25 protein-coding genes are annotated in these 25,393 nt (G+C 59.2%); 16 read left to right on the top strand and 9 right to left on the bottom strand.

The features are described from left to right. The first annotated feature begins 153 nt into the window (after nt 1-153). Nucleotides 154-2,583, top strand: a complete 2,430-nt coding sequence (locus GH784_RS09205; protein ID WP_065704184.1) for a glucose/quinate/shikimate family membrane-bound PQQ-dependent dehydrogenase — start codon at nt 154-156, stop codon at nt 2,581-2,583. 267 nt (nt 2,584-2,850) lie between these two features. After that, nucleotides 2,851-4,281, top strand: a complete 1,431-nt coding sequence (locus GH784_RS09200) for a mannose-1-phosphate guanylyltransferase/mannose-6-phosphate isomerase (RefSeq protein WP_111789776.1) — start codon at nt 2,851-2,853, stop codon at nt 4,279-4,281. Between the two features lie 86 nt (nt 4,282-4,367). Here GH784_RS09200 and GH784_RS09195 read toward each other — a convergent pair whose 3' ends face one another. Next, nucleotides 4,368-5,093, bottom strand: a complete 726-nt coding sequence (locus GH784_RS09195; RefSeq protein WP_065704079.1) for a CPBP family glutamic-type intramembrane protease — start codon at nt 5,091-5,093, stop codon at nt 4,368-4,370. Nucleotides 5,094-5,398: 305 nt separating this feature from the next. On the opposite strand from GH784_RS09195, the gene GH784_RS09190 reads away from it, so the two are divergent. From GH784_RS09190 to GH784_RS09165, 6 genes are all read left to right on the top strand, one after another. Further along, complete coding sequence (locus GH784_RS09190) at nt 5,399-6,631, top strand: ABC transporter substrate-binding protein (RefSeq protein ID WP_026330684.1); 1,233 nt, start codon at nt 5,399-5,401, stop codon at nt 6,629-6,631. Between the two features lie 141 nt (nt 6,632-6,772). Further along, nucleotides 6,773-7,675 carry a carbohydrate ABC transporter permease gene (locus GH784_RS09185; protein WP_003510951.1) on the top strand — a complete coding sequence of 301 codons (903 nt, stop codon included), beginning with the start codon at nt 6,773-6,775 and terminating at the stop codon, nt 7,673-7,675. Further along, nucleotides 7,668-8,609: a carbohydrate ABC transporter permease gene (locus tag GH784_RS09180; RefSeq protein WP_003510950.1), complete on the top strand. Its 942-nt coding sequence runs from the start codon at nt 7,668-7,670 to the stop codon at nt 8,607-8,609. Before GH784_RS09185 ends, GH784_RS09180 begins: the two co-directional genes overlap by 8 nt. A 5-nt stretch (nt 8,610-8,614) precedes the next feature. After that, nucleotides 8,615-9,703 (top strand): ABC transporter ATP-binding protein, encoded by a 1,089-nt coding sequence (locus tag GH784_RS09175; protein ID WP_003510949.1) that lies wholly within the window; start codon nt 8,615-8,617, stop codon nt 9,701-9,703. Nucleotides 9,704-9,763: 60 nt separating this feature from the next. Beyond that, on the top strand, nt 9,764-10,528 hold the full coding sequence (locus GH784_RS09170; RefSeq protein ID WP_065704077.1) for a sugar phosphate isomerase/epimerase family protein: 765 nt from the start codon (nt 9,764-9,766) through the stop codon (nt 10,526-10,528). Between the two features lie 22 nt (nt 10,529-10,550). Continuing rightward, nucleotides 10,551-11,684 carry a Gfo/Idh/MocA family protein gene (locus tag GH784_RS09165; protein WP_003510945.1) on the top strand — a complete coding sequence of 378 codons (1,134 nt, stop codon included), beginning with the start codon at nt 10,551-10,553 and terminating at the stop codon, nt 11,682-11,684. A 250-nt stretch (nt 11,685-11,934) separates the two neighbouring features. Here the strand turns inward: GH784_RS09165 and GH784_RS27120 are convergent, their stop codons facing one another. Next, a complete protein-coding gene (locus GH784_RS27120; RefSeq protein ID WP_003510942.1) occupies nt 11,935-12,072 on the bottom strand; it encodes a hypothetical protein in 138 nt (45 codons plus the stop codon). Nucleotides 12,073-12,297: 225 nt separating this feature from the next. Between GH784_RS27120 and queC the strand changes: the two genes are divergently transcribed. Genes queC through queE form a run of 3 tightly spaced genes read left to right on the top strand, consistent with a single transcriptional unit; the run spans nt 12,298 to nt 14,116 of the window. Next, nucleotides 12,298-13,008, top strand: coding sequence for a 7-cyano-7-deazaguanine synthase QueC (gene queC / locus GH784_RS09160; protein WP_003510940.1), 711 nt, complete (start codon nt 12,298-12,300; stop codon nt 13,006-13,008). Beyond that, nucleotides 13,008-13,364: a 6-carboxytetrahydropterin synthase QueD gene (gene queD / locus GH784_RS09155; RefSeq protein WP_003510937.1), complete on the top strand. Its 357-nt coding sequence runs from the start codon at nt 13,008-13,010 to the stop codon at nt 13,362-13,364. Before queC ends, queD begins: the two co-directional genes overlap by 1 nt. Beyond that, entirely contained in the window at nt 13,361-14,116 is a 756-nt protein-coding gene (gene queE, locus GH784_RS09150; RefSeq protein WP_003510936.1) for a 7-carboxy-7-deazaguanine synthase QueE, read from the top strand. Before queD ends, queE begins: the two co-directional genes overlap by 4 nt. Before the next feature lie 102 nt (nt 14,117-14,218). Here the strand turns inward: queE and GH784_RS09145 are convergent, their stop codons facing one another. From GH784_RS09145 to GH784_RS09120, 6 genes are all read right to left on the bottom strand, one after another. After that, nucleotides 14,219-15,268: a Gfo/Idh/MocA family protein gene (locus GH784_RS09145; RefSeq protein ID WP_003510934.1), complete on the bottom strand. Its 1,050-nt coding sequence runs from the start codon at nt 15,266-15,268 to the stop codon at nt 14,219-14,221. Between the two features lie 6 nt (nt 15,269-15,274). Continuing rightward, on the bottom strand, nt 15,275-16,060 hold the full coding sequence (locus GH784_RS09140; RefSeq protein ID WP_003510932.1) for a ThuA domain-containing protein: 786 nt from the start codon (nt 16,058-16,060) through the stop codon (nt 15,275-15,277). Nucleotides 16,061-16,116: 56 nt separating this feature from the next. Beyond that, nucleotides 16,117-17,145 (bottom strand): ABC transporter ATP-binding protein, encoded by a 1,029-nt coding sequence (locus GH784_RS09135; RefSeq protein WP_013761592.1) that lies wholly within the window; start codon nt 17,143-17,145, stop codon nt 16,117-16,119. Nucleotides 17,146-17,155: 10 nt separating this feature from the next. Then, nucleotides 17,156-17,989, bottom strand: coding sequence for a carbohydrate ABC transporter permease (locus GH784_RS09130; RefSeq protein WP_003510927.1), 834 nt, complete (start codon nt 17,987-17,989; stop codon nt 17,156-17,158). Beyond that, on the bottom strand, nt 17,986-18,960 hold the full coding sequence (locus GH784_RS09125) for a carbohydrate ABC transporter permease (RefSeq protein WP_003510926.1): 975 nt from the start codon (nt 18,958-18,960) through the stop codon (nt 17,986-17,988). The genes GH784_RS09130 and GH784_RS09125 overlap by 4 nt, the downstream gene beginning before the upstream one ends. Nucleotides 18,961-19,024: 64 nt before the next feature. After that, entirely contained in the window at nt 19,025-20,290 is a 1,266-nt protein-coding gene (locus GH784_RS09120) for an ABC transporter substrate-binding protein (protein ID WP_065704075.1), read from the bottom strand. A gap of 268 nt (nt 20,291-20,558) precedes the next feature. Here GH784_RS09120 and GH784_RS09115 point away from each other — a divergent pair, with 268 nt between their 5' ends. Then, nucleotides 20,559-21,572 carry a substrate-binding domain-containing protein gene (locus tag GH784_RS09115; RefSeq protein ID WP_003510924.1) on the top strand — a complete coding sequence of 338 codons (1,014 nt, stop codon included), beginning with the start codon at nt 20,559-20,561 and terminating at the stop codon, nt 21,570-21,572. A 173-nt stretch (nt 21,573-21,745) separates the two neighbouring features. Continuing rightward, nucleotides 21,746-21,943, top strand: a complete 198-nt coding sequence (locus GH784_RS09110) for a hypothetical protein (RefSeq protein ID WP_003510923.1) — start codon at nt 21,746-21,748, stop codon at nt 21,941-21,943. A gap of 394 nt (nt 21,944-22,337) precedes the next feature. Here the strand turns inward: GH784_RS09110 and GH784_RS09100 are convergent, their stop codons facing one another. After that, nucleotides 22,338-22,913, bottom strand: a complete 576-nt coding sequence (locus GH784_RS09100) for a DNA-3-methyladenine glycosylase (RefSeq protein WP_019564683.1) — start codon at nt 22,911-22,913, stop codon at nt 22,338-22,340. Nucleotides 22,914-23,010: 97 nt separating this feature from the next. Between GH784_RS09100 and GH784_RS27115 the strand changes: the two genes are divergently transcribed. From GH784_RS27115 to GH784_RS09085, 3 genes are all read left to right on the top strand, one after another. Further along, a complete protein-coding gene (locus tag GH784_RS27115; RefSeq protein ID WP_019564682.1) occupies nt 23,011-23,394 on the top strand; it encodes a hypothetical protein in 384 nt (127 codons plus the stop codon). Further along, on the top strand, nt 23,391-24,176 hold the full coding sequence (locus tag GH784_RS09090; protein ID WP_003510918.1) for an SDR family oxidoreductase: 786 nt from the start codon (nt 23,391-23,393) through the stop codon (nt 24,174-24,176). Before GH784_RS27115 ends, GH784_RS09090 begins: the two co-directional genes overlap by 4 nt. 156 nt (nt 24,177-24,332) lie before the next feature. Then, entirely contained in the window at nt 24,333-25,388 is a 1,056-nt protein-coding gene (locus GH784_RS09085) for a L,D-transpeptidase family protein (protein ID WP_003510915.1), read from the top strand. Nucleotides 25,389-25,393: the final 5 nt, after the last annotated feature.

Here is a 25,393-nt window from a genome sequence, read left to right as displayed (position 1 = left end):
TCTCCCGCACCATTGTTCCCCATTTCGCCTCGTCGCCTTCAGCGCATCTTCGCTCAGCCGTAAGTGCGGCGGACTGTCTGGCCTGGGCCGGGCATTGAAAGATCATCGGGCGTCAGCCTTCGCGGCGGCTCTCCTAACCGGATATTTAATTTCATGAGTAAACCAGCAACCTCAACGTCGCTTGCAGCCAGATTATGGCTCTTCGTGCTCGGCGCTGTCATTGTCGCTGCGGGACTGTTCTTCGCCATTGGCGGCGGGCAGCTCGCAACACTCGGCGGCAGCCTCTATTTCGTCTTTGCGGGTATCGCGCTGATCGTCTCCGGCTTGCTTATTCTGCTGCGCAAGCCTGCCGGCGCGCTCCTGTTCGGCCTTGTCTTCATCGTTAGCGGTGTTTGGGCAGTGTGGGAAGCCGGACTGCACTTCTGGCCGCTCATCTCCCGCCTGCTGGCGTTGGGCGTGGGCGCCACGGTGGTTGCGCTCTCCTATCCGCTGCTGCGGCGCGCGGCTGGCAAGACGCCTGCTTACGGCGCGCCCTTTGCCCTTGCTGGCGTTCTGGCCATTGCGTCCGCTGCCGGTTTTGCCGGCATGTTCGTGCCGCATCCGACCGTCGCCTTCAAGGGTGAGGTTGCTGCACTGACGCCGGTAACGCCGGAAAATGAGCAGAAGAACTGGGAACATTACGGCAATACGGCGGGCGGCAGCCGCTTTGTTGCGCTTGACGAAATCAACCGCGATAACGTCAAGAACCTTGAGGTGGCATGGACCTATCGGACCGGCGACATCCCGATCAGCCCCGGCGCGAACGGTGCGGAAGATCAGGAAACGCCGCTTCAGGTCGGCGACACCGTGTTTGTGTGCACACCGCACAACAATGTCATCGCCCTCGACGCCGATACCGGCGCGCAGAAGTGGAAGACCGAAATCAACGCCAAATCCACCGTCTGGATGCGTTGCCGTGGTCTCGCCTATTTCGATGCCAAGGCGCCGCTGAAGCAGCCGACCGCTCCGGGCGCAACGCCTGTCACCCCGGCGATCGTAGCTGACGGCGCGCTTTGCCAGCGCCGCATTCTCATGAACACCATCAACGCGGAACTCATCGCGCTCGACGCCGACACCGGCGCGTTTTGCCCGGATTTCGGCACCAACGGCCGCGTCGATCTGAAGATCGGTCTTGGTGATGCGCCGGACCCGCAATATGTGCTGACATCGGCCCCCACACTGGCCGGCACCACCGTCGTGGTCGGCGGGCGTATCGCTGACAACGTACAGGTGGATATGCCTGGCGGCGTGATGCGCGGTTTCGACGTTGTGACGGGTGAGCTTCGCTGGGCTTTCGATCCCGGCAACCCTGAAATCACCAAACTGCCGCCCGAGGGCCAGACCTACACCCGTTCCACGCCGAACGTCTGGGCATCCATGTCCTACGATCCGGAGCTGAACACGGTCTTCATGCCGGTAGGCAGCCCCTCGGTCGATCTTTATGGCGCGACGCGCACACCGCTCGATCATAAATACGGCGCTTCCATGCTGGCGCTCGATGCCACGACCGGCCGCGAAAAGTGGGTCTACCAGACGGTTCATAACGACCTATGGGACTTCGACGTGCCGATGCAGCCGAGCTTCGTCGATTTCCCGAAGGCTGACGGAACGACCGTTCCGGCTCTGGTCTTCGGCACCAAGGCCGGTCAGATCTATGTGCTGGACCGTGCGACTGGCCAGCCGCTGACCAAGGTGGAAGACGTTCCGGTCAAGGCCGGCAACATTCCGAACGAGCCATATGCACCAACGCAGCCGCGTTCGGTGGGCATGCCGCAAATCGGCGCGCAGACGCTGACGGAAGCCGATATGTGGGGTGCCACCCCTTTCGATCAGCTTCTTTGCCGTATCGCTTTCAAGGGCATGCGTTATGAAGGCCTCTATACGGCGCCGGGCACGGACCTCTCCCTCGCCTTCCCGGGTTCGCTCGGTGGCATGAACTGGGGCGGCATCTCGACTGACCCGACGACCAACACAATCTTCATCAACGACATGCGCCTCGGCCTGTGGATTGAGATGAAGGAAGCTGCTCCCACCAAGGCAACGGCAAGCGGCGGCGAAAGCGTCAATACCGGCATGGGCGTCGTTCCCATGAAGGGCACGCCCTATGCGGTGAACAAGAACCGTTTCCTGTCTGCTCTCGGCATTCCCTGCCAGGCTCCACCCTATGGCTCGATGACTGCGATTGACATGAAGACGCAGCAGATCAAGTGGCAGGTTCCTGTCGGCACCGTTGAGGATACCGGTCCGCTTGGCATCAAGATGGGTCTGCCGATCCCGATCGGCATGCCCACGCTCGGCGGAACGCTTGCCACCCAGGGCGGTCTCGTCTTCATCGCCGGCACACAGGATTATTATCTGCGCGCCTTCGATACGGCGACCGGCAAGGAAGTCTGGAAGGCCCGCCTTCCTGTCGGCAGCCAGGGCGGCCCGATGAGCTACAAGTCTCCGAAGACAGGCAAGCAATATGTCGTCATCTCGGCCGGCGGTGCACGTCAGTCTCCTGACCGTGGCGACTACGTGATCGCTTACGCGCTGCCGAACTGATCCTGACAGGTCATCGCTCTGAAAACGGAAACCCGGGCCATTCGCCCGGGTTTTTCTTTGCGGCCTGTCAAAGCCATTGATCGCCCTTTGCGCGGAACCTCACCCTGTGCGTTGCGTTAGCAAAACGGGTCCGACATTCACCAAGCTTTCACAAGGCGAACTTATGAGCTTGCGCTTATCCGCCCGTGAACCGATGATGGCAGCATTGGTAAATATGTATATTGTCCGGCCCGCCGGAAGTTTTTTAAAGTTGGAAAGGTTTTTATTGTGACGGAACAATCTCGAAAGATCACGCCGGTTCTTCTTGCTGGTGGGGCGGGATCACGGCTTTGGCCGGTATCGCGCGATCAGTTGCCCAAGCAGTTCCAGCCGCTGGTCGGCAATCTTTCGACCTATCAGCAGACACTGACGCGCGTGGCCGACAAGGCGCTTTATGCCGAGCCGCTGGTGATCACCAACGAGGATTTCCGTTTCTTCGCCCGCCGCCAGGCTGAGGAGATCGATCTTCCGGCGACGGTGGTTCTCGAACCCGCCCGCCGCGACAGTGCCGCCGCCATGGCCGCTGCCGCCGTGCTGGCCGAGCGCCGGGAGCCGGGATGCCTCGTGCTGGCGCTCGCCGCCGACCATGTGGTGCTGGATGCCGACAAATTTTCAGAGTCCGTGAGGCTTGGCGCCAAGGCCGCCGATCAGGGCAATATCGTCGTTTTCGGTCTGGTGCCAACCGAGCCGCGCACCTCTTACGGCTACATCAAGCCTGGTGAAGCAATTGATGGTGAGGCTGACTTGAGCATCGTCGAGGCATTCGTGGAAAAGCCGGACGTGAAGACGGCAATCTCCTATCTGGAGAAGGGGTATCTCTGGAACTCCGGCAACTTCCTGTTCCGTTCCGACGTGATGATTGCCGAACTCAAGGCATTCGCGCCGGAAATTCTTGCGGCAGTAACGAAGTCGGTCGAACAATATGAAAGCGACCTTGGCTTCGTGCGCCTGCATCAGGCGAGCTTCGAAGCCTCTCCGAAAAACTCCATCGACTATGCGGTGATCGAGAAGACCAAGCGCATGGCGGTGGTGCACGGCCATTTCCGCTGGTCGGATATCGGCAGCTGGGACGCGATCTGGGAAATCGCCGACAAGCACGGCAACGACAATGCGCTCGAGGGCGACGGCGTCTTCATCGATTCCGAGGGCTGCCTGATCCATTCCACGCAATTGCTGACGACCGTGGTGGGGGCAAAGGATCTGGTGGTGGTGGCTACCAAGGATGCGGTTCTGGTGGTGCCGAAAAACCGGGTTCAGGACGTGAAGGGCCTGGTGGAGACACTGAAGGATGGCGAACACGCGCCGCGGACGCAAGCGCACAGGCGAGTGTATCGTCCATGGGGTTACATCGAACATATGTATGTGGACGAGCGCTACCGCGTGGGCCACATCACGGTTGATCCTGGCCACCGCATCTCGTTCCAGAAACACTATCACCGCTCGGAGCACTGGATCATCGTCAAGGGCACGGCAACCGTAACGATTGGCGACGAAACCCGGCTGCTGACGGAAAACCAGTCCGTCTATATCCCGATTGGTCAACCGCACCGGCTTGCCAATGAGGGGCAGATTCCGCTCGAGTTGGTCGAAATCCAGACCGGCGCCTATCTTGGCGAAGACGACGTCATCCGCATCGAGGATGATTATAAGAGGCATTAGGACTGCTGCGCGCACCGACGCGGCATTTTATCCCGGCCGGCGAGGCCGGGATGATAAATCCCTGACTTATCTGTCGGCTCGACGGATCAGGAGACAGTTGCATTCACGCAGTGGGCGAAAGCGTGGGAAAGCATCGCTGCTTCCAGCCCGCGACGCCAGAACAGCCACCCGAACATCAGTCCGGGGATAAAATTGCCGAGCATGACACTGACAATCAGCAATGGTTGCGGATGAACGGGAATGGCAAACAGAAAGGGCAGGTGGCCCACGGCAAAAAGGGCCGCTGCGATAAAAATTGCATTCCACAGCATGACCGGTTGGACTTGCCCCTTGCCCACTATTCGCCAGAGCACCCATGCGAATAATGTCATCAAGCCCCATCGGGTCAGCAGCTCCTCCGTTATGCCACCATAGAGAACCCGGGTGACACGTGGGACTTCAAACGCCGCCATTTTTTCCATGGTTGCCGTATCGGTGAAGGCAGGCAGGATCACAGACGAATAAGCGATCATCAGCAGGCCGACGATAAGACCCGTCAGCAAAGCTGCTGGGGCTTGCCTGCGCAAGACTGGCCCGAACCCGGTTCCTTTCAGCCAGGCATCGATCAGCGGAGTGCCGAGCCCGAGTTTGCCGGCAAGCGCTTGACCCGTCGCCACCGCAGCAATGATCAGGACTGCCGGCTGGACGAGCATCACAACCCGTATCGTGAAGGAAAGATCCTGTCCCGCCGCCAGTCGTTCGAACGGTGCGAGCAAAAGCGATAACACGCCCGCCAGACCGATCATCAAAAGAATGTGCCAACGTTTTGCCATCGCTCACCTTATGTTCGCCCGTCCATGCGGGCTTGGCACTCTGTGCGCAGGAACCGACGCCAAAGTCGGAAGACTATGAAGATACTACGTTGCCTGCAGATTACCGGTGCGCAGTCTTTGTCGTGCCATTCGGCATCCTTCCAATTTCCCAATCTTCTTTCTCAACAAAATCTAGCCGTTCGGCACGTTTGTAGCTGCTCGACACAGCGCGGCGAGCTGCGGCGAGATTCATTTTTTAGGCGGTTGCCTAATCAAAAATCTTCGCTTACGTTCCAACTGCAACGTTTCAGTGAGGGAGGAGACTCATGCGAATGCGCTTTATTTCTGCGGCCTTTTTGGCCAGTGTTATGATTCCGGCGGGTGTCGCTGGGGCTACCGATCTTGAAGTTACCCATTGGTGGACATCGGGCGGTGAAGCCGCTGCCGTTGCCGAACTTGCCAAGGCTTTTGATGCCACCGGCAACAAGTGGGTGGACGGCGCTATTGCCGGTTCGGGCGGCACCGCCCGTCCGATCATGATCAGCCGTATCACCGGCGGCGACCCGATGGGTGCCACCCAGTTCAACCATGGCAGACAGGCCGAAGAGCTGGTGCAGGCCGGCCTGATGCGCGACCTGACCGACGTTGCCGAAAAGGGCAAGTGGAAAGACGTCATAAAGCCGGCAAGCCTGCTCGACAGCTGCACCATCGACGGCAAGATCTATTGCGCGCCGGTCAACATCCATTCCTGGCAATGGTTGTGGCTTTCCAACGAAGCGTTCAAGAAAGCGGGCGTCGAAGTTCCCAAGAACTGGACTGAATTTGCTGCCGCAGCACCGGCACTGAAAAAAGCCGGCATCCAGCCGCTCGCGCTCGGCGGTCAGGCATGGCAGGCCAATGGCCTGTTCGACACGTTGACGCTTTCGATCGGCGGCAAGGATCTTTATCAGAAGGTCTATGGCGACAAGGATGCCGAAGCAGCGGCCGGTCCTGACATGGCCAAGATTTTTGCGGCCGCCGTCGAGGCCCGCGACATGGCCAAGGGCACAAATGTTCAGGACTGGAACCAGGCCACCAACATGGTCATAACAGGCAAGGCCGGCGGCCAGATCATGGGCGACTGGGCGCAGGGCGAGTTCCAGCTTGCCAACCAGAAGGCGGGTACGGACTACACTTGCCTGCCGGGTCTCGGCCTTAATGACTATCTCACCACCGGCGGCGACGCCTTTTATTTCCCGCTGCTGAAGGATGAAGCAAAATCCAAGGCGCAGGACGTTCTGGCCGCAACCATCGTCGATCCTAAAACGCAGGTGGCTTTCAACCTTAAGAAGGGCTCGCTGCCGATCCGTGGCGACGTCGACCTCAATGCGGCCAATGACTGCATGAAGAAGGGTCTGGAAATTCTGGCCAAGGGCAATGCGCTGACCAGCACAGACCAGCTGATTTCTGCTGATACGCAGAAGCAGAAAGAAGACCTGATGGCAGAGTTTTTTGCCAGCGCGATGACTGCAGAAGATGCACAGAAGCGCTTCGCCGGCATCATCGGTTCCGCTGACTAACCGCAACCTCTTGTGCGGCGGGTGGCATCCATCCGCCGCAAGCTCCCTGCGGGATGCGTAAACGCGCAAGCCCGGAGGATTGGGGCAAGGTCTTTGAGACCTTGCCTGGCTATCAACGGCAACGTTACAGGAGGGTCATCCATGGCGGGTCTAGCGCGCTCCGGCCGCCCCAACCAGCTTTTCCGCAATCTCAATTCGAAGATTGCTTCCATTCCCATGATATTGACCGCCGTCGTGATTTTTCTCGGCGGAACGGTCTGGACGGTGATTTATTCATTCACCAATTCCAAGCTTCTGCCACGTGCAAGCTTCATCGGTTTCGACCAGTATGAGCGGTTGTGGGCCGCGCCGCGCTGGATCATTTCCATCCAGAATCTGGCGATCTACGGCATTCTGTCGCTGATCTTCAGTCTGGTGATCGGCTTCGTGCTGGCGGCGCTGATGGATCAGAAGATCCGTTTCGAGAACACCTTCCGCACCATCTTCCTTTATCCCTTTGCTCTGTCGTTCATCGTAACCGGCCTTGTCTGGCAATGGCTGTTGAACCCGGAATTCGGCATTCAGTCGGTGGTCCGCTCGATGGGGTGGGAAAGCTTCACCTTCGACCCGCTTTATAATTCCGAGATCGTTATCTACGGCATCCTGATTGCTGCGCTCTGGCAGGGCACGGGGCTCGTCATGTGCCTGATGCTGGCCGGTCTTCGCGGCATAGACGAGGATATCTGGAAGGCGACGCGCGTCGACGGCATTCCGATGTGGAAGACCTATATCCTCATCATCATTCCCATGATGCGGCCGGTCTTCATCACCACGCTTGTCATTATCGCGAGCGGCATCGTCAAGGTGTACGATCTGGTGGTGGCGCAGACCAGTGGCGGACCGGGCATCGCATCCGAAGTGCCGGCGAAATATGTCTACGACTACATGTTCCAGGCGCAGAACCTGGGGCAGGGCTTTGCCGCCTCCACCATGATGCTTCTGACCGTCGCCATTATCGTCATTCCATGGGCGTACCTCGAATTCGGAGGCAAGAAGCGTGGCTAATATCAGCACATTGAACACGGTCGCCGCCGCAACCGATGCGGTTGCCACGGACCTTTCCGGTCCCCGCGGCAAGAAGCCGAAAAAAACGTTTTCCCGCCGCAACATCATTCTCTATGGCACGCTGTTTGTCGCTGCCGCCTACTACCTGCTGCCGCTTTACGTGATGGTCGTCACCTCTCTGAAGGGTATGCCGGAAATACGGCTCGGCAACATTTTCGCGCCACCGGTGGAAATCACCTTCGAACCCTGGGTGAAAGCCTGGGCGAATGCCTGCACCGGGCTGAACTGCGACGGGCTTTCACGCGGCTTCTGGAACTCGGTACGCATCCTCATACCGTCGGTCGTGATCTCGATCATCGTGGCTTCCGTCAGCGGTTACGCCATCGCGAACTGGAAGTTCAAGGGTTCGGAACTGTTCTTCTCGATCCTCATCATCGGCGCCTTCATCCCCTATCAGGTAATGATCTACCCGATCGTCATCGTGCTGCGCGAATTGGGCATTTATGGCACGCTGACCGGCCTCGTGATCGTGCACACGATTTTCGGCATGCCGATCCTGACGCTGCTCTTCCGCAACTATTTCGCGTCGCTGCCGGAGGAATTGTTCAAGGCGGCACGTATTGATGGCGCCAATTTCTGGCAGATCTATTTTCGCATCATGCTGCCCATGTCGCTGCCGATCTTCGTCGTGGCGATGATCCTGCAGGTCACCGGCATCTGGAACGACTTCCTGTTCGGCGTCGTGTTCACGCGGCCGGAATATTACCCGATGACGGTGCAGCTCAATAATATCGTCAACTCCGTGCAGGGCGTGAAGGAATACAACGTCAACATGGCTGCAACCCTTCTCACCGGGGCCGTGCCGTTGATCGTTTATTTCGTCTCCGGCAGGCTTTTCGTCCGTGGCATCGCCGCAGGCGCAGTAAAAGGTTGAGTTATATGAACAAAAGCGTTTCCATTCGCGATCTTTCCCTGTCCTTCGGTGCCGTTACCGTCCTGAAAGACCTCAATCTCGATATTTACGACGGCGAGTTCCTCGTGCTGCTCGGCTCTTCCGGCTGCGGCAAGTCGACACTTCTCAATTGCATTGCGGGCCTTCTGGAGCCAACCGACGGGCAAATCTTCATCAAGGACCGCAACGTTACCTGGGAGGAGCCGAAGGATCGTGGCATCGGCATGGTGTTCCAGTCCTATGCGCTTTATCCGCAGATGACGGTGGAGAAGAACCTCTCCTTCGGCCTTCAGGTCGCCAAGGTTCCGAAAGAGGAAATCGACCGGCGCGTCAAAAGGGCGGCGGGCATATTGCAGATCGAACCACTCCTGAAGCGCAAGCCCGCCGAGCTTTCCGGCGGCCAGCGCCAGCGCGTGGCGATCGGCCGGGCGCTGGTGCGCGATGTGGATGTGTTCCTGTTCGATGAACCGCTTTCCAACCTCGATGCCAAGCTGCGCTCGGAACTGCGCGTCGAGATCAAACGGCTGCACCAGGCGCTGAAAAACACCATGATCTACGTGACACACGATCAGATCGAGGCGCTGACACTGGCTGATCGTATCGCCATCATGAAAAGCGGCGTCATCCAGCAGCTTGCCGATCCCGTCACCATCTACAACAAGCCAAGGAACCTCTTCGTCGCGGGCTTCATCGGTTCGCCCTCGATGAATTTCCTGCGTGGCGAATTGATCGAGAAGGACGGCAAGGTGGTCTTCACCACCAACGGCGTCACCTTCTCACTGGATGGTTATCAGCCGGAGGCGCCGCTTGTCGCCGGTCGTGCCGTGGTTCTCGGTGTGCGTCCCGAACATGTGCGCGTCGATGCCGACATCGTCAGCGGCGAGGTGCATGAGGCGATCGTTGACATCGAGGAGCCGATGGGCGCCGACAATCTGATCTGGCTCAAACATGCCGGTCATACCTTGTCCGTGCGCGTTGGCGGCCACAGGCGGTTTGCGCCGGGCACCCGGGTTCGCCTCGGCCTAGACCTCACCATGGCCTCGCTGTTCGACGCACAGAGCGAAGAGCGGCTTTAGGAAGGGCCCCGTTTTACCCCCAACACCATCCCAAGCACCCACATCTCTATGGAGGAGATAATGACAGAACTCGGTTTCCAGCTTTACAGCGCCCGCAATTTCCAGCCGTTTTCCAATATTTTGAAGAAGCTTTCGGCGGCTGGTTACAAACATGTCGAAGGTTACGGCGCCATGTACGCCTCGCTTGATGACGCTGGGTTGAACAGCCTGCGCTCCGAACTCGATGCCAATGGTCTTGCCATGCCGACCGGCCATTTCGGCCTTGACCTTCTCGAGGGTGATCCGAAAAAGGCTCTAAACATCGCCAAGGTTCTGGGCGTGGAAGCGATTTATTGCCCTTACCTGATGCCCGACCAGCGCCCGGCGGACGCGGCTGGTTGGTTCGCCTTCGGCAAGCGCCTGCAGGAAGCGGGTAAGCCATTCGTGGATGCCGGGCTGACCTTCGGCTGGCACAACCACGATTTCGAGTTCCAGGTGCTCCCGGACGGCTCCACCCCGCAGGAGCAGATTTTTGCCGGCGGACCGGACCTGAAATGGGAAGCGGATATCGCCTGGATTATCAGAGGCAATGCCGATCCGCTCGCCTGGATCGAAAGCTACGGCAAGCGCATTACCGCCGTGCACGTGAAGGACATCGCACCATCAGGCGAAAATGCGGATGAGGACGGCTGGGCGGATGTCGGCCACGGCACGGTGGACTGGAAGGCCCTCGTGGCAGCACTGAGGGCAAAATCCGCCACGAAACATTTCGTGGTCGAACACGACAATCCCAAGGATATCGATCGGCTGATCACTCGCTCCATCGCATCCTTCAAAACCTATTGAGCATCAATCCGGAGTTTTCATCATGCAAAGGGAACTGGGCGTCGGCATCATCGGGTGCGGCAACATCTCGTCTGCTTACTTTTCGCTGGCACCGCTCTTCAAGGGCATCAAGGTGCTGGCCTGCGCCGACCTTAACCGCAATGCGGCGGAACTGAGGGCAGAAGAATTTGGTGTCACGGCGCAGTCGATCGAGGAACTCCTCGCCAACAAGGACATCGACGTGGTGGTGAACCTCACCATTCCCGCCGCGCATTTTCCCGTGTCGAAAGCGGCACTCGAGGCGGGTAAACACGTCTATTCGGAAAAGCCGCTGGTGCTTTCGCTGGAGGAAGGCGAGGAGTTGCGGCGCATCGCCCGCGAGAAGAACCTTTCCGTTGGCTGCGCGCCTGATACTTTCCTTGGCGGCGCGCATCAGCTTGCCCGGCAATATATCGACGAGGGCAAGGTCGGGCGCATCACCTCCGGCACCTGCCATGTGATGAGCCCCGGCATGGAGATGTGGCACCCCAATCCGGGCTTCTTCTTCCTGAAGGGGGGCGGGCCGATCCTCGATCTTGGCCCCTATTATGTGGCGAACCTCATCAACCTCATCGGCCCGGTCAAGCGCGTTGGCGCACTGACATCAATGGCCAACCCCACCCGAACGGTGACCAGCCAGCCGCTGAACGGCGAGATCATCCCGGTAGAAACGCCTACCAACATCCATGCGCTTCTGGAATTCGTGAACGGAGCAACGATCACACTTTCGGCCAGCTGGGATGTGTGGTCGCATCGCCACGCCAATATGGAACTTTACGGTACGGAAGGATCGATCTACGTGCCGGACCCCAACTTCTTCGGCGGTGTGGTGGAGGCGAGCGGACGCGACAAAAATATCCAGCCGCTGGAAGACTGGGCGCATCCCTTCGGCATTGCCAACCAGGAAAGCCCGAATGGCCCGCGCGCCAACTATCGCACGGCAGGCTTGGCCGATATGGCGATTGCTATCCTTGAAGGCCGCGATGCCCGCTGCTCGCTGGATCGCTCCCTGCACGGTATCGACGTGATGACCTCCATCCTCAAATCCGGGGAAGAAGGCCGCTTCATCGAGATGACCACAACCTGCACGCAGCCGGCAGCACTCGGCATCGAGGAGGCGCAGGCGCTGCTGCGCTGAGCCCGGTTTATCGAAAAAAAGAGCCCGGCGCACTGCCGTTTTGCCGGGCTCCTTCCGCTCCGCCGCATCATGGGCGAGCTTCGTGTCTCAAAAGCCAATGAAAAAACCAAGCCATCGTGCGACGGTCGTGACCATCCAGATCAGGAAAACGAACGGGGCGATCCCTATCGTGGCGACGAGCGTCGCGGAGGCTATGAAAAGTAAGACTGCGAGATTGCGCCTGAGCCCTGGGCGTCTGTTGCCGAGTGCCTTATCCATGACGCACGGTGGCCATCAGCCCACGAATGGTAAGGGTGACATAAAGCGTGCCTGCCAACGCCATCAAAATGCCGGAGCCGATGGAGCTGAGATCGCTTAGCGAAAAGAGGAACATAGAACCGGCCGCCATCGGCAACATCCTTCAAGAACTGCAACGTTCAGTCCGTTCTAGATCAAGCCGGTTTCCCGCTTATGTCGCGATTGTTTCGTCTTGTTGCTGCGGCGGGGCAATTTCGTGGATTGCGCGGAATTTCCGCTATTTCCGCAAAGCCCTTCACAATCGCTTCGCTTTGGTTTAAAGCCGCCCCCGTAATCCGGTCGCAGCCCACCCGGTCAAAACAAGGGATCCCAACGTATGAAAACCATCGTCATCTGCTCCGGCGGATTGGACTCCGTTTCGCTTGCGCACAAAATCGCGGCGGAACATGAACTTCTCGCTCTTGTCTCCTTCGATTACGGCCAGCGCCACAAGAAGGAGCTGGATTTCGCAGCCGACTGCGCAAAGCGTCTCGGCGTGCCACATCATCTCATCGACATCACAACCATCGGCGCGCACCTCACCGGTTCCGCGCTAACGGACGATATCGATGTGCCGGACGGACATTATGCGGAAGAGACCATGCGCTCCACGGTGGTCCCGAACCGCAACGCCATCATGCTGACCATCGCCTTCGGCCTTGCCGCCGCCCAGCAGGCGGATGCGGTGGCGATCGCCGTGCATGGTGGGGACCATTTCATCTATCCCGATTGCCGGCCGGGCTTCATCGACAGCTTTAATGCCATGCAGGCGCATGCGCTGGAAGGCTACGCAGACGTCACCTTGTTTGCGCCCTATGTCACCGTCTCCAAAGCGGCGATTGTGACTGACGCGGTGAAATACGGCACCCCATTTGGCGAAACCTGGTCCTGTTACAAGGGCGGCTCTCGCCATTGTGGCCGTTGCGGCACCTGCGTGGAGCGGCGCGAGGCCTTCCATCTGGCAGGTGTTACCGATCCGACGGACTATGAGGACCCGGATTTCTGGGTGGCGGCCACTCATGCTTATGCGGCACAGGAGGTGCGTTGATGTTTCGCATCACCAAGGAGTTCCATTTCTCTGCCTCTCACCAGCTGAAAAGCCTGCCCGCCGACCATCAGTGCGCCCGCCTGCACGGGCATAATTACATCGTTGAGGTCGAACTATCAGGCGAAGAGCTGAACGAGCACGGTTTCGTGCGTGATTACCACGAACTCGCGCCGCTGAAGCGCTACATCGACGATCATTTCGATCATCGCCACCTGAACGACGTTCTCGGCCATGACCGGGTCACCGCGGAATGTCTGGCGAAGCACTTTTACGATTGGTGCAAGACGAGCCTGCCGGAAACCAGCGCCGTGCGAGTGAGCGAAACCGCCAAGACCTGGGCGGAATACCGGCCATGACGGCGGTTGCACAGAAAGTTGCAGCGAAGGAAACAGCGATCCGCATCAGCGAAATCTTCGGCCCGACCATTCAGGGCGAGGGTTTGCTGATTGGTCTGCCTACCGTTTTCGTTCGCACTGGTGGCTGCGATTACCGCTGCTCCTGGTGCGATACGCTGCATGCCGTCGACAGCGAGTATCGCGACACATGGAAACCGATGTCCGTCGAGGCGATCTGGCAGGAGGTGCGACGGCTTTCCGGCAGTGTGCCGCTGACGGTGTCGCTTTCGGGCGGCAATCCCGCCATCCAGCCCCTTGGGCAACTAATCGCGAAGGGGCAGGGCGAGGGCTATAGGTTCGCGCTGGAAACGCAGGGCAGCATCGCAAAAGACTGGTTTGGCGATCTCGATCATCTGGTGCTGAGCCCGAAGCCACCATCGAGCGGCATGGAAACCGACTGGCGGGCCTTTGAAGACTGTCTTGCCGCCGCCGGCGATGGACCGCAGGTGGCGCTGAAGATCGTGGTGTTTGACGATGCGGACTATGCTTATGCCAAGGCTGCATCAGCCCGTTTCCCGCATTTGCCGATTTACCTCCAGCCCGGCAACCACACCCCGCCGCCGCCGGATGACGACGACGCGCGTGTGGATATCGATGGAATCATGGATCGCATGTTGTGGCTGGTGGACAAGGTCAGCGAAGACCGTTGGTTTTCCGCCCGGGTGCTGCCGCAGCTGCATGTGCTCTTGTGGGGGAATAGGCGAGGCGTTTGAGGTAGTACCTCCGTCATGCAGCGCTAGATTCGGGGTGACGGGAGATAATAGTACACGCTGCAGTATTGGAAGCGGCGGCTTACGCCGCCGCGCCCTTGCAATTCAAGCCGAGACGGCCAGCTCCCGCCGTTCGCGGTCGGCGATGATCGAGAGATCAAGCACCTTCTGCAAATTCGCCGCGTGGCGGAAGTCCGGATCAGCAATGCCACCTTCCATGACGGCCTTGGCGAATTTTTCGTAATTCGTCGGCACCGGGTCGACATCGATTGTCTTCCAGATCGCCTTTTCCACATCGTCGCCGATGCAGGCTCGCAGGCTGGAATAGTCAGGCGTGTGGATCACCTCCAGCGCACCCTTGTCGCCGTGGATGCGCAGGCGCAGTTCGTTGAGATGGCCCGTTGCCCAGCGGCTGGCGTGAATGACGCCCATGGCGCCGTTTTCCAACTCGGCGGTCATGGTGAAGCTGTCATTGGCGTCGAGATCGTAGGCGCCGATCTTGTTGCCTTCATATTTGTCGAAGGTCTTCAGGCGCGTGAAGATGCGCTCCACATCGCTGCCCGCGCCATAGGAGGCGAAGTCGAGAATGTGGATGCCGACATCACCCAGAACACCGTTTGAGCCGTGCTTGGTGGAAAGCCGCCACAGCCACTTGCTCTCCGTCATCCAGTCGCCCCAGGCCTTGGAAACGAGCCAGCTCTGGAGATAGGAGGCTTCCAGATGGCGCACCTTGCCGATCTTGCCAGCCAGCACCATTTCGCGTGCCGCCTGCAAGGGGGCGACATTGCGATAGGTGAGGTTGACCATGGCAACAAGGCCCGCTTTTTCTGCGGCATCGGCCATTTCGGCGGCCTTGGCGTAGTTTTCCGCCAGCGGCTTTTCGCAGAAAACATGTTTGCCCGCCGCCAGAAGCTTAAGGCTGGTTGGGTGGTGGATGGCATCCGGCGTGACGTTTGCCGCCGCGTCGAACTCGCCCCAGGCAATCGCGTCATCCAGCGAGGTAAAGGAGAGTGGAATGTTGTGGCGAAGCGCAAAGCCCCGCACAACCACATCATCCACATCCACCGCAGCCACCAGTTCGACGCCGGGGATTTGCGAGAAATATGTGGCATGGTTGTTGGCCATGCCGCCGGTTCCGAGAATGAGAAGTCTCATGGCTGTTTACCTGTAACCTGCTTCGCCTGCCTTGTGCAGCTTGGGGCCGCGTTCTTCGATAGGCTCCAGCGCCTTGTCGACGGGAACGTTGGGGGCGTCATGAATGCTTTTCAGTGCGCCGACCGGATTATAGGCCCATTTCACCGAATTGCTGATGACCTTCTGTACATTGGCGTCGTGATAGGTCGGATAAGTTTCGTGACCGGGGCGGAAATAGAAGATGTTGCCTGCGCCACGGCGCCAGGTGAGGCCAGAACGGAAGACTTCGCCGCCCTGGAACCAGGAGATGAACACGGTTTCCAGCGGCTCCGGCACGGAGAACTGCTCGCCATACATCTCTTCGTTTTCCAGCTCGAAATGCTCGGGCAGGCCGGCTGCAATCGGGTGACGCGGATTGATCGTCCACAGGCGTTCGCGTTCGCCCGCCTCACGCCATTTAAGCGCGCAGGGCGTACCCATCAGTCGCTTGAAAGGCTTGGAGAAGTGGCCGGAATGGAGGACGATGAGGCCCATGCCTTCCCAGACACGCTTGGCAACGCGCTCGACGATCTCATCCTGAACCGCACCGTGGTCCTTGTGGCCCCACCAGACCAGAACGTCGGTCTTGTCCAGACGCTCCTGCGAAAGACCGTGTTCCGGTTCCTGAAGCGTGGCGGTGGTGGCGCTGATCTCAGGGTTGGTATTCAGCGCATCGGCAATGGTGTTGTGCATACCATCGGGGTAGATCGAACGCACCGTCTCGTTGATGTGTTCGTGGATATTTTCGCCCCATACAACGGTGTTGATGGTCATTTTCTTGCTCCTTGGTGAAAGCCGGAAGCTTGGGTGATCCGGCGAAAGTTAACTGTTCAGGCGGCGCCGCGCACGGGATTGCGGGCAAGGGCCTGGCCCTGCGCGTCGAAGCGGTGGATCTGCGCCGCATCCGGCACGAGAACGATTTTTTCTCCCGGCTTGCGGTCGGTCACGCCTTCCTCACGAACGACGATGGGTTCGCCAGCACCAATCTCGACATAGATGTAGCTGTCCGATCCCAGCATTTCCGAATGGATGATTTCGCCGTTCCAGCCGGTCTCACCGGCACCGATCGCAAGGTGTTCGGGGCGGATGCCGATGGTGGCGGCACCTTCGACTTCCGCATATTTGCCGGCAAGGAAGTTCATCTTCGGCGAGCCGATGAAGCCGGCAACGAAGGTGTTGACCGGGCTTTCGTAAAGCTCGAGCGGCGTGCCGATCTGTTCGACGCGGCCATCGCGCAGAACGCAGATGCGGTCGGCGAGCGTCATGGCTTCCACCTGGTCGTGGGTGACGTAGATCATCGTCGTGTCATGCATCTCCCGGTGCAGCTTGGCGATTTCGAGACGGGTTGCGACGCGCAGCGCCGCATCGAGGTTGGAGAGCGGTTCGTCGAACAGGAACACCTTCGGATCACGCACGATGGCACGGCCGATGGCGACACGCTGGCGCTGGCCGCCGGAAAGCTGCTTCGGCAGACGTTCCAGATAGGGCGTGAGCTGCAGCATTTCCGCTGCCGCCTCTACACGCTTGCGGCGCTGCTCCTTGTCGGCGCCTGAGAGTTTCATGCCGAAGGCCATGTTTTCGAATACGGTCATATGCGGATAAAGCGCATAGGACTGGAAGACCATGGCGACGCCACGCTTGGCGGGTGGCAGGCGGTTGACGGCTTCTCCGTCAAAGGAGAGCGTGCCGCCAGTGATTTCCTCGAGCCCGCAGATGAGGCGTAGCAGCGTGGACTTGCCGCAACCGGAAGGGCCGACGAAAACCATGAACTCGCCGGAGCGGATGTCCATGTCGATGCCCTTGATGACATCGAAGGCGCCGAAGGATTTGCGAAGATTGCGCAGTTGAATGGTGGTCATAAGTTTTCTCCTAGCCTTTGACGCCGCCGGCGGTGAGGCCGGAAATGATGCGTCGCTGGAAGATAAGAACGAGGACGACGAGCGGGGCGGTGACGATGACGGAGGCCGCCATGATCGTTCCCCAGGGGATTTCAAACTGCGAACCGCCCGAAAGAAGTGCGATGGCGACGGGCACCGTGCGCTGTTCGTTCGATGAGGTGAAGGTGAGCGCGAAGAGGAACTCGTTCCACGCCGCAATGAAGGCGAGGAGCCCTGTGGTGACGAGCGCCGGCCACATCAGCGGCATGAAGACCTGGGTGATGATGACCCATGGCGTTGCGCCATCGACGATTGCCGCTTCCTCGATTTCGATCGGCAGGTCGCGCATGAATGTCGTCAGCACCCAGACAGTGAAGGGCAGAGTGAAGATCATGTAGGAAAAGATCAGCGCGAGCGGCGTGTTGAAGATGCCAGCCCAGCGGATGAGTTCGAACAGGCCGGCGAGAACGGCGATCTGTGGAAACATCGAGACCGAGAGGATGGTGAGCAGAAGCAGCGAGCGGCCCCGGAAACGGACACGGGCCAGGGCATAGGACGCCGTTACCGCAAGGAACAGCGACAGTACGACGACTGAAGATGCAACGAACAGCGAATTGCCGAGATTGCGCAGGAACGTGCCGTTGCCGATGACGAAGTTGTAATTGGTCAGCGAGAATTCACGCGGCCAGTAGTTCACCTGGAACAGCGCTGAGCCGGATTTCAGGCTGGTCAGTATCGCGTAATAGAACGGGAATACCGAAATCACCATGATGACGGCGACCAGCGCATAAAAGGCGGTGGTTTTCAGGATGCTTGGCAGGGTCATCGCGAAGCTCCATCTGTGTTGACGCGCCCGAGCCACATATAAACGACTGTTATCGAGGCGATGATGAGGAACAGCATGGTGGAAGCGGCTGCGCCATAGGCGAACTTGTCGAAATCGAACAGGTTCTCACGCGCCAGCACCGACATCGTGCGGGTCTGGGCGTTATTCGGCGTCAGAATGTAGATGAGGTCGAAGACGCGCATCGCATCCAGCATACGGAAGATGACGGCAACCATGAGCGCTGGCCGGATCATTGGCAGGGTGACGCGGAAGAACACCTTGACGGGGTGGATACCGTCCACCTTCGCCGCCTCATACATGTCTTTCGGCACCATTTGCAGGCCGGCGAGAATGAGCAACGCCATGAAGGGCGTCGTCTTCCAGATATCGACAATAAGAACGGCGACCATTGCGGTGTCCGGATTGGCGGTCCATGCGATCTTGTGGGAGATCAGCCCGAGATTGAGGAACAGGTCGTTCAAGATACCGAACTGGTCGTTCAGCATCCACGCCCACATCTGCGCCGAAACGATGGTGGGAATGGCCCATGGAACGAGGATGGCGGCGCGCACGAGGCCGCGTCCCTTGAATTCCGCGTTCAGCACCAGCGCAACGATAAGGCCGAGAACGGTTTCGAAGCTGACCGAAAGGATGGTGAATTTCAGCGTGTTCAGAACCGCGCCCCACCAGGCGGGATCAGCCAACAGGCCGCGATAGATGGTGCGGCCGCTGCTGAGCGTGATCCAGGTGAGGTAGTTCTTGAAGCCAACGAATTGTGCGCCGTCGAGATTGGTCAGCGACGCGTCGGTGAGGCTGAACCAGACGGTGCGCACCAGCGGCCAGCCGGCCACCATCGCAAGTACCAGAAACGTGGGGGCTAGGAACAGCCATGCGGATTTCAGGCGTTCCGACTGAAGATCGGAGCCGGTGCCGGATGCCGCGGCCGGTCTTTGAAGGGCGGTATCGTTCATTGGGATATCTCGCAGTTGGGGTGTGGGAAACGCTCAGGCGAGACCGCTTCCCACACGGGCCGGATTACCAGCCGTTGCCTTTGAGATCGGTCAATTCGACTTCAAGGAGCTCAAGGTTTTCCGCCGCCGTGCCGTTGCCGGAGAGCGTGTTGTGCACGGCACCCCAGAATTTGGCCGAAACCTCGTTGTATTTCACCTTCGCCGAGGCAGAGGGGCGTGGAACGGCGGTCTGGAAAATCGGCTTCCATGTCGGCATGAAAGGCTGTGCGTCCGCGACATCCTTGTCGTCGTAAAGCGAGGCGATCGTGGGCATGTTGGAAAGCTGGATCGCACGCATCTTCTGGGTATCCTTTGATGCGAGGAACTTCACAAGTTGGATGGCAGCTTCCTGATCGTCGGAATATTTCGAAACGGCGAGGTTCCAGCCGCCGAGCGTTGAGGCGGGTGCCGCACCCTCTTCACCGGCCGGCAACGGCGTGACGCCGAATTTGCCCTTGATGGCGCTGTCGGCACCGTTTCCAAGCGCATAGGCATAGGGCCAGTTGCGCATGAAGACGGAATTGCCGGTCTGCCAGACGCCGCGTGCTTCCTCTTCCTTGTAGGCAAGGACGCCCTGCGGCGCGATGGTGCCGACCCAGCCCTTGGCGGCTTCAATCGCGGCTGCGGCTTTCTCGTTGTTGATGGAGATGTCGCCGTTGGTCTCAACGATATGGCCGCCACCGGCGGACGCAATCCATTCCAGAGCGTTGCAGGTCAGGCCCTCATAGGCGCTGCCCTGGAAGACAAAGCCCCACAGGTCTTTCTGCCCGGCTGTGCGCTCCTTGTCCTGAATTTCCTTGGCGGTCTCGCCCAGTTCCTTCCAGGTTTTCGGCGGCTGCTTGCCGTATTTTTCCAGAAGGTCCTTGCGGTAGAATAGAGCGGGCGCGTCGGTGAACATCGGCATGGCGACAAGCTTGCCGTCCACGGTCTGCGACGCCACGATGGAGGGGAAATGATCGCCAATGACATCCTTCGTCGCTTCGGTCAGATCCACGAATTGGTCGGAGAGCTGCGGCGCCCAGATCACGTCCGTCTGGTAGACGTCGACATCCTTGTTACCCGCGGCAAGCCATAGCCTGTACTGGCTGAACTGCTCACTGGACGATGACGGCATGGTGACGAGATTGACCTTGTGGCCGGTCTCTTTTTCGAAGGCGGCGATCCGCTCCTTGAAAAATGCAATGTTCTTGCCGGTCGAGTTGGCGGCGATGGAAAGTTCGGCCGCCTGCGCGGAAACTGCCGCAGACAGCACGCTGCCACACAGCAACAAAGCCTTCATGGAAATATTCATTGTCAAACTCCTCCGTTGACGCTTCCAATCATCCTCAAAATTGAAAGCGCTTTTGACTGGTGTGAAGTTCGCAAAAGCCGACAAATCTGTCAATACTCTTTCTTATGGCTTGGAAATTGGGCATCTTCGCATGTTGCCACGGAGGGTTTGCCTTTCGAAACGGCGAACTGTAAGATTTCAGGTGGGAATAAATTGAAAGCGATTTCAATTTTTGTCCGCTTGAAAAATCTGCGGCGGCGACGCATGCAGGAGCAAATTGGCAGAAAACATGAAGCTCAAGGAATTCGCAGAAAAGGTCGGGCTGTCGCCCACCACCGTCAGCCGTGCGCTTGGCGGCTATCCCGAGGTGCGTGAAGAGACGCGCCAGCGGGTGATGGATGCTGCGCTGAAATACGGCTACCGTCCCAATGCCAACGCGGTCAGGCTGGCAACAGGCAGGGCTGGCGCAATCGGTGTCGTGATGGGCCGTTCGGGCGGCGGGCATTTCTTTTCGGAATTCATGGGCGGCATGGCGACGCGGCTGGAAGGCGAAGAGACCGACATTCTCGTCAGCGTCACCGTCGACAATAACATTGAGGAAGAGCTCGCGATTTTCAGCCGGCTGGCGTCGAGCGGACGGGTGGATGGCATAATCGTGCATTCGCCGCGTCCGGAGGACGAGCGCATCGCGCTGCTCAATCGGCTGGGCGTGCCTTTCATCGTGCATGGCCGCTCGAAGACGGCGTTCGAGCACGCCTGGCTCGATATCGACAATCATGATGTGACGTATCGTCCGACAATCCATTTTCTGGAACGTGGCCACCGTCGCATCGCGATGATCAACGGCCCGACAGGCCGTACCTTTGTGCAGGACCGCGAACAGGGTTTTCGTGATGCGCTCGCGACCCATGGCATCACGCCTGATCCGCGCCTCATGATGAGCGAGCATTTCAGCGAAGATGCCGCCTTCCGTTTCGCCCGCTCGCTGCTGGAGCAGACGCCGCGCCCGACGGCCTTCGTCGCTGGCGCAATGATGACGGCGCAGGGCGTCTATCGCGCGGCAACCCAGCTGGGACTGGTGATCGGCAAGGACGTGTCCGTCATCGCCCATGACGACGTGTTTCCTTACCTCACTCCGGAAAGCATGATGCCGCCGCTTTCCACCACCCGCTCGCCCATGCGCATGGCTGGCATGCGGGTTACGGACCTGCTTCTGCAGATCGTCGGCGGCCGTCCCGTCCGCGAGGTTCAGGAATTGTGGCCGGTCGAACTGATCTTGCGGGAATCGGTCGGTCCAGCCTGACCTCGTCGCCATAGCTCACTGATTCCATTCCATTTTGTGAACGTCAATTGATTGCCGTTCGTCTTTCATCGCCTATACGGCAGCGGCATCTCGTGTATAATCGAAGCTGCACAGGCCTTTTGGAACAGGACCTGGGCCAGCGCGTTGAGGGGACGTGTTGAAGGAGGTGACCGATGTTTGAATTTTTAAAGCCGCAACAACAGACTGTGATCGATGACGTGGAGGCAACCGGCACCTATGCCGACGCGCTGCTCAACGTGCCCAGCCCGGAACTGACCCGTTCCACCGCTCGCGAACACGGCCATGAGGCCCACTCCCGCGACTATTGCGAAAACCGCGATATTTCCCGCAGCTCGCTGGGTTTCGCCTGAGCCCTCGCAACAGCTTCCCAAAAAAAACGGAACTGACCGGCGTTTTCCTGCGTTTGCCCTGTACAATCCGCAGGGCGGCGCAATGAAACCGAAGGGACCTGACCGGCAATTGACCGATGGGCGAATTGGGTGTTGCGCCGCCTCAGGAGGGGCCGCGCGCTCGCGTCGTCCCAGCAGATGAAAGCGCATTTCGATTCCGCATTGGACGAAGCGCTTATATCCAGGAGCTGCAATGCCAACTGTTCCCGTTGAACCCTATCCAGACCCGCCAATGCCGGTGCCGCCACAGCCGGATATACCGCCGGTCAAAGAGCCGGAGCCCGATAGGCTGCCGGACGAGGCGCCAACCCCCAATCCAGATGAAAACGACGGGCCGCCCAAGGTCTTGTAGGTTTCAGGCCTGTTCGAATTTCTTGCTGAGGAAGGCCGAGCCTTCAAGCCCGAAGCGCCAAGGATAGTCCTGCGCGCGGCTTATGCCGATGCGTCTGCCGCTGGTAACGGCAGCGGCCTCCTTTGGCAGACGGAGGAAAAACGGCGGGCGGTCCAGCGGTGCTCCGTCCATTTCTCCGGTAATGGCCAAGGCCTGACAAAGCCTGCCGGGGCCGGAACATAACAGTTTCAGTTTGTCAGTTCCTCGCCGCAGTTTCATCATGTCTATGCCGGTGAGGGGTTCGATGGCGCGCAGAAGCACGGCGGAGCCCGGAGCGCATACGAAGTTTGCGCACCAGTGAATGCCGTAGGACCGGTAGACATAGAGATGGCCGGCCGGGCCGAACATCGCCTTGGTGCGCGGGGTCTGCCCATTGAAACTATGGGATGCTGGATCATCAGGATGATAGGCTTCGGTTTCCACGATGATGCCGCCTGTATTGCCAACGCGGAATTCCACGCCGATGAGGGCGCGGGCAACGTCAACGGGATCGCGCTGAAAGAAGCGCTCCTGCATTTCCGGGCCCAAGGCCTGATCCATCTGGAACCCCTTCTGCTCTGCCATCGTTGTGAATTCAGGTTTCAGTGTGTTGTCGCATCGGATTACGCCGATGCTTTTTCAAATCGGAGGGCATGTCATGCAACTTTCTACGACCTATGTAAAACGGGATAACGGAGTGATTTCCGTGGAATTTGTCGGCAGCGACGGCGATCAGGTCTCGGTCCGCCTTGCCGACGGTCTTGATGGCATCGACGATGCGGAGGCCATCAAACGCGCGAGCGCGGTGATGGTTCAGCTGACGGCATTCGGAACGCGTCAAGGCGCCGATGCGCCGTCGCAGTTTTCCGCTCTCGGCACGGCGCAGGATGAAGTCCCGCACGGTCAGGCGAGCGCCCGCACATCGAAGGATCGTGACATTCTTGAAGAGGAACTGGAAGAGGGGCTGGAAGACAGTTTTCCGGCGAGCGACCCCGTCTCGGCAACGGTCACCTCGATCGCGTCTAGAAAAGGAGGGCTGTGACCTTGGCCACTGGTAAAGTCGCCCTCGTCACCGGCGCTGGCTCCGGCATTGGCCGGGCTGCTGCCCTTCATCTGGCTGCGGAAGGCTTTTCCGTAGGCCTTCTCGGCCGTACCGAATCTGAATTGCAGGCGGTGAAAAATGAGATTTCCGCCTTATCCGGCGCTTCTAAGGTCCTCGTCGCCGATGTGGCGGAGGAGGCAGTGATGCGACACTCCGTTGCAGAGCTTGTGGATGCTTTCGGCCGTCTGGATGTCGTGGTGGCCAATGCGGGCGTCAACGGCGTCTGGGCACCGATTGACGAGCTGACGCCTTCGGAGTGGGACGATACGATCCGCATCAACCTGCGAGGCACCTATCTCACTATCCATGCCAGTGTGCCGCATCTGAAGGAGGCAGGTGGCGGCTCCATCATCATCGTCTCTTCCATCAACGGCACACGCACTTTCAACTCGCCGGGCGCTACCGCCTATTCGGTGACGAAGGCCGGGCAGCTTGCCATGGCCCAGCAACTGGCGCTGGAGCTCGGGCGTCATCGCATCCGTGTCAACGCGGTGTGTCCGGGCGAAATTGAAACGGCGATTGACGAAAATACGGACATACGCGGGCGCGACAGGACCGAAGTGCCAGTCCGTTTCCCGGCGGGTGACATTCCGGTCACCGGCGGGGTTGCAGGGACGAGCGAGGATGTTGCTGCATTGATCGGTTTTCTGGCATCGGACCAGTCGCGCCATATCACCGGAACGCCGGTATGGATCGATGGCGGGCAGGGGCTTCTTCGGTAGCGGCAGTTCCATCACAGGCTTGTGTGCGTATGATTAACGAATGGGTAACGTCTGTTCACGAGACTTTGTCCTTGCGGGAGGTTGCCGCCATATGGCCACCTTCGCTAGTTAAGCCTCTGCCACAAAGGCGGGCAAATCGGGCGGGCAGAACGATCCATGGGTGTGAATGCATTGCTGAACTTCGCAAGTGCGGGGCTGCGGCGCAGGGTAAAAGCGGGAATGAGAATAGCTGCGGTCGTCGCGATCGGCAGCGGTCTCGCCGCGTGCACCTCCATGGGTCTCGACAGCGTCAAAAAGGACCCGCCGAAGCTGTCATCCAAGATGATGGCGCAGATGTCTGCCAAGAGCATGCGCCCGGAAAGCCCGGTTCTCGTTCGCATTTTCAAGCAGGAAAGCGAGCTTGAGGTCTGGAAGATCGACAAGACCGGTAATTATGCGCTGCTCAAGACCTATCCCATGTGCCGCTGGTCCGGAAAACTTGGCCCGAAGACGAAGACGGGCGACCGGCAGGCGCCGGAAGGATTTTATCATGTCTCCGCAGGCATGCTGAACCCCAATTCGCAATATTACGTCTCCTTCAATCTCGGCTATCCCAACCGGCTGGAATCGGCGCTTGGTTACACCGGCGAAGCGTTGATGGTGCATGGTGCCTGTTCTTCGTCGGGCTGTTACGCGATGACCGATCAACAGGTCGGCGAGATTTATGCGGTCGTGGCGCGCGCGCTGCAGGGCGGGCAGGACCGCTTTCAGGTTCAGGCCTATCCCTTCCGCATGAGCGCGCGGAACATGGTGGCGAATCGGGACGATCCCAATATGCCCTTCTGGAAGACGCTCAAGGAAGGCTATGACTATTTCGAGGTGACGCGCCGCCAGCCAAAGGTTTCCGTTTGTGGCCGGCGATACGTTTTTAACAGCGAATTTGCCGGCGGTGAGCCTGCCGATCCGCTGGCGGCCTGCCCACCTGCGATAAACCAGCCGGACCCCTTGGTGGCGTCGAAAATGGCCGAAGAGCAACAGAAATTTGCCGCCGCGATGAACGAGGGAACTTCTGCCCCGGTCAGCGCGTATGTAGACGGCGGCATGCACCCGAGCTTCCGTGCCATCCTGAAATCCAGTGGCGCAAAGGCCATGGCATCGCAGGTCTCCGGCACGAAGTACCCTATAAGCCGCCCCGAGGCGGCGCTGGCAGATCCCTTTGCCAGCGCAAGATGACGCAG

The organism is Agrobacterium tumefaciens, assembly GCF_009649785.1.
In the GTDB taxonomy this organism is placed as follows: domain Bacteria; phylum Pseudomonadota; class Alphaproteobacteria; order Rhizobiales; family Rhizobiaceae; genus Agrobacterium; species Agrobacterium tumefaciens.
This window is presented reverse-complemented; position numbering and strand designations above follow the sequence as displayed.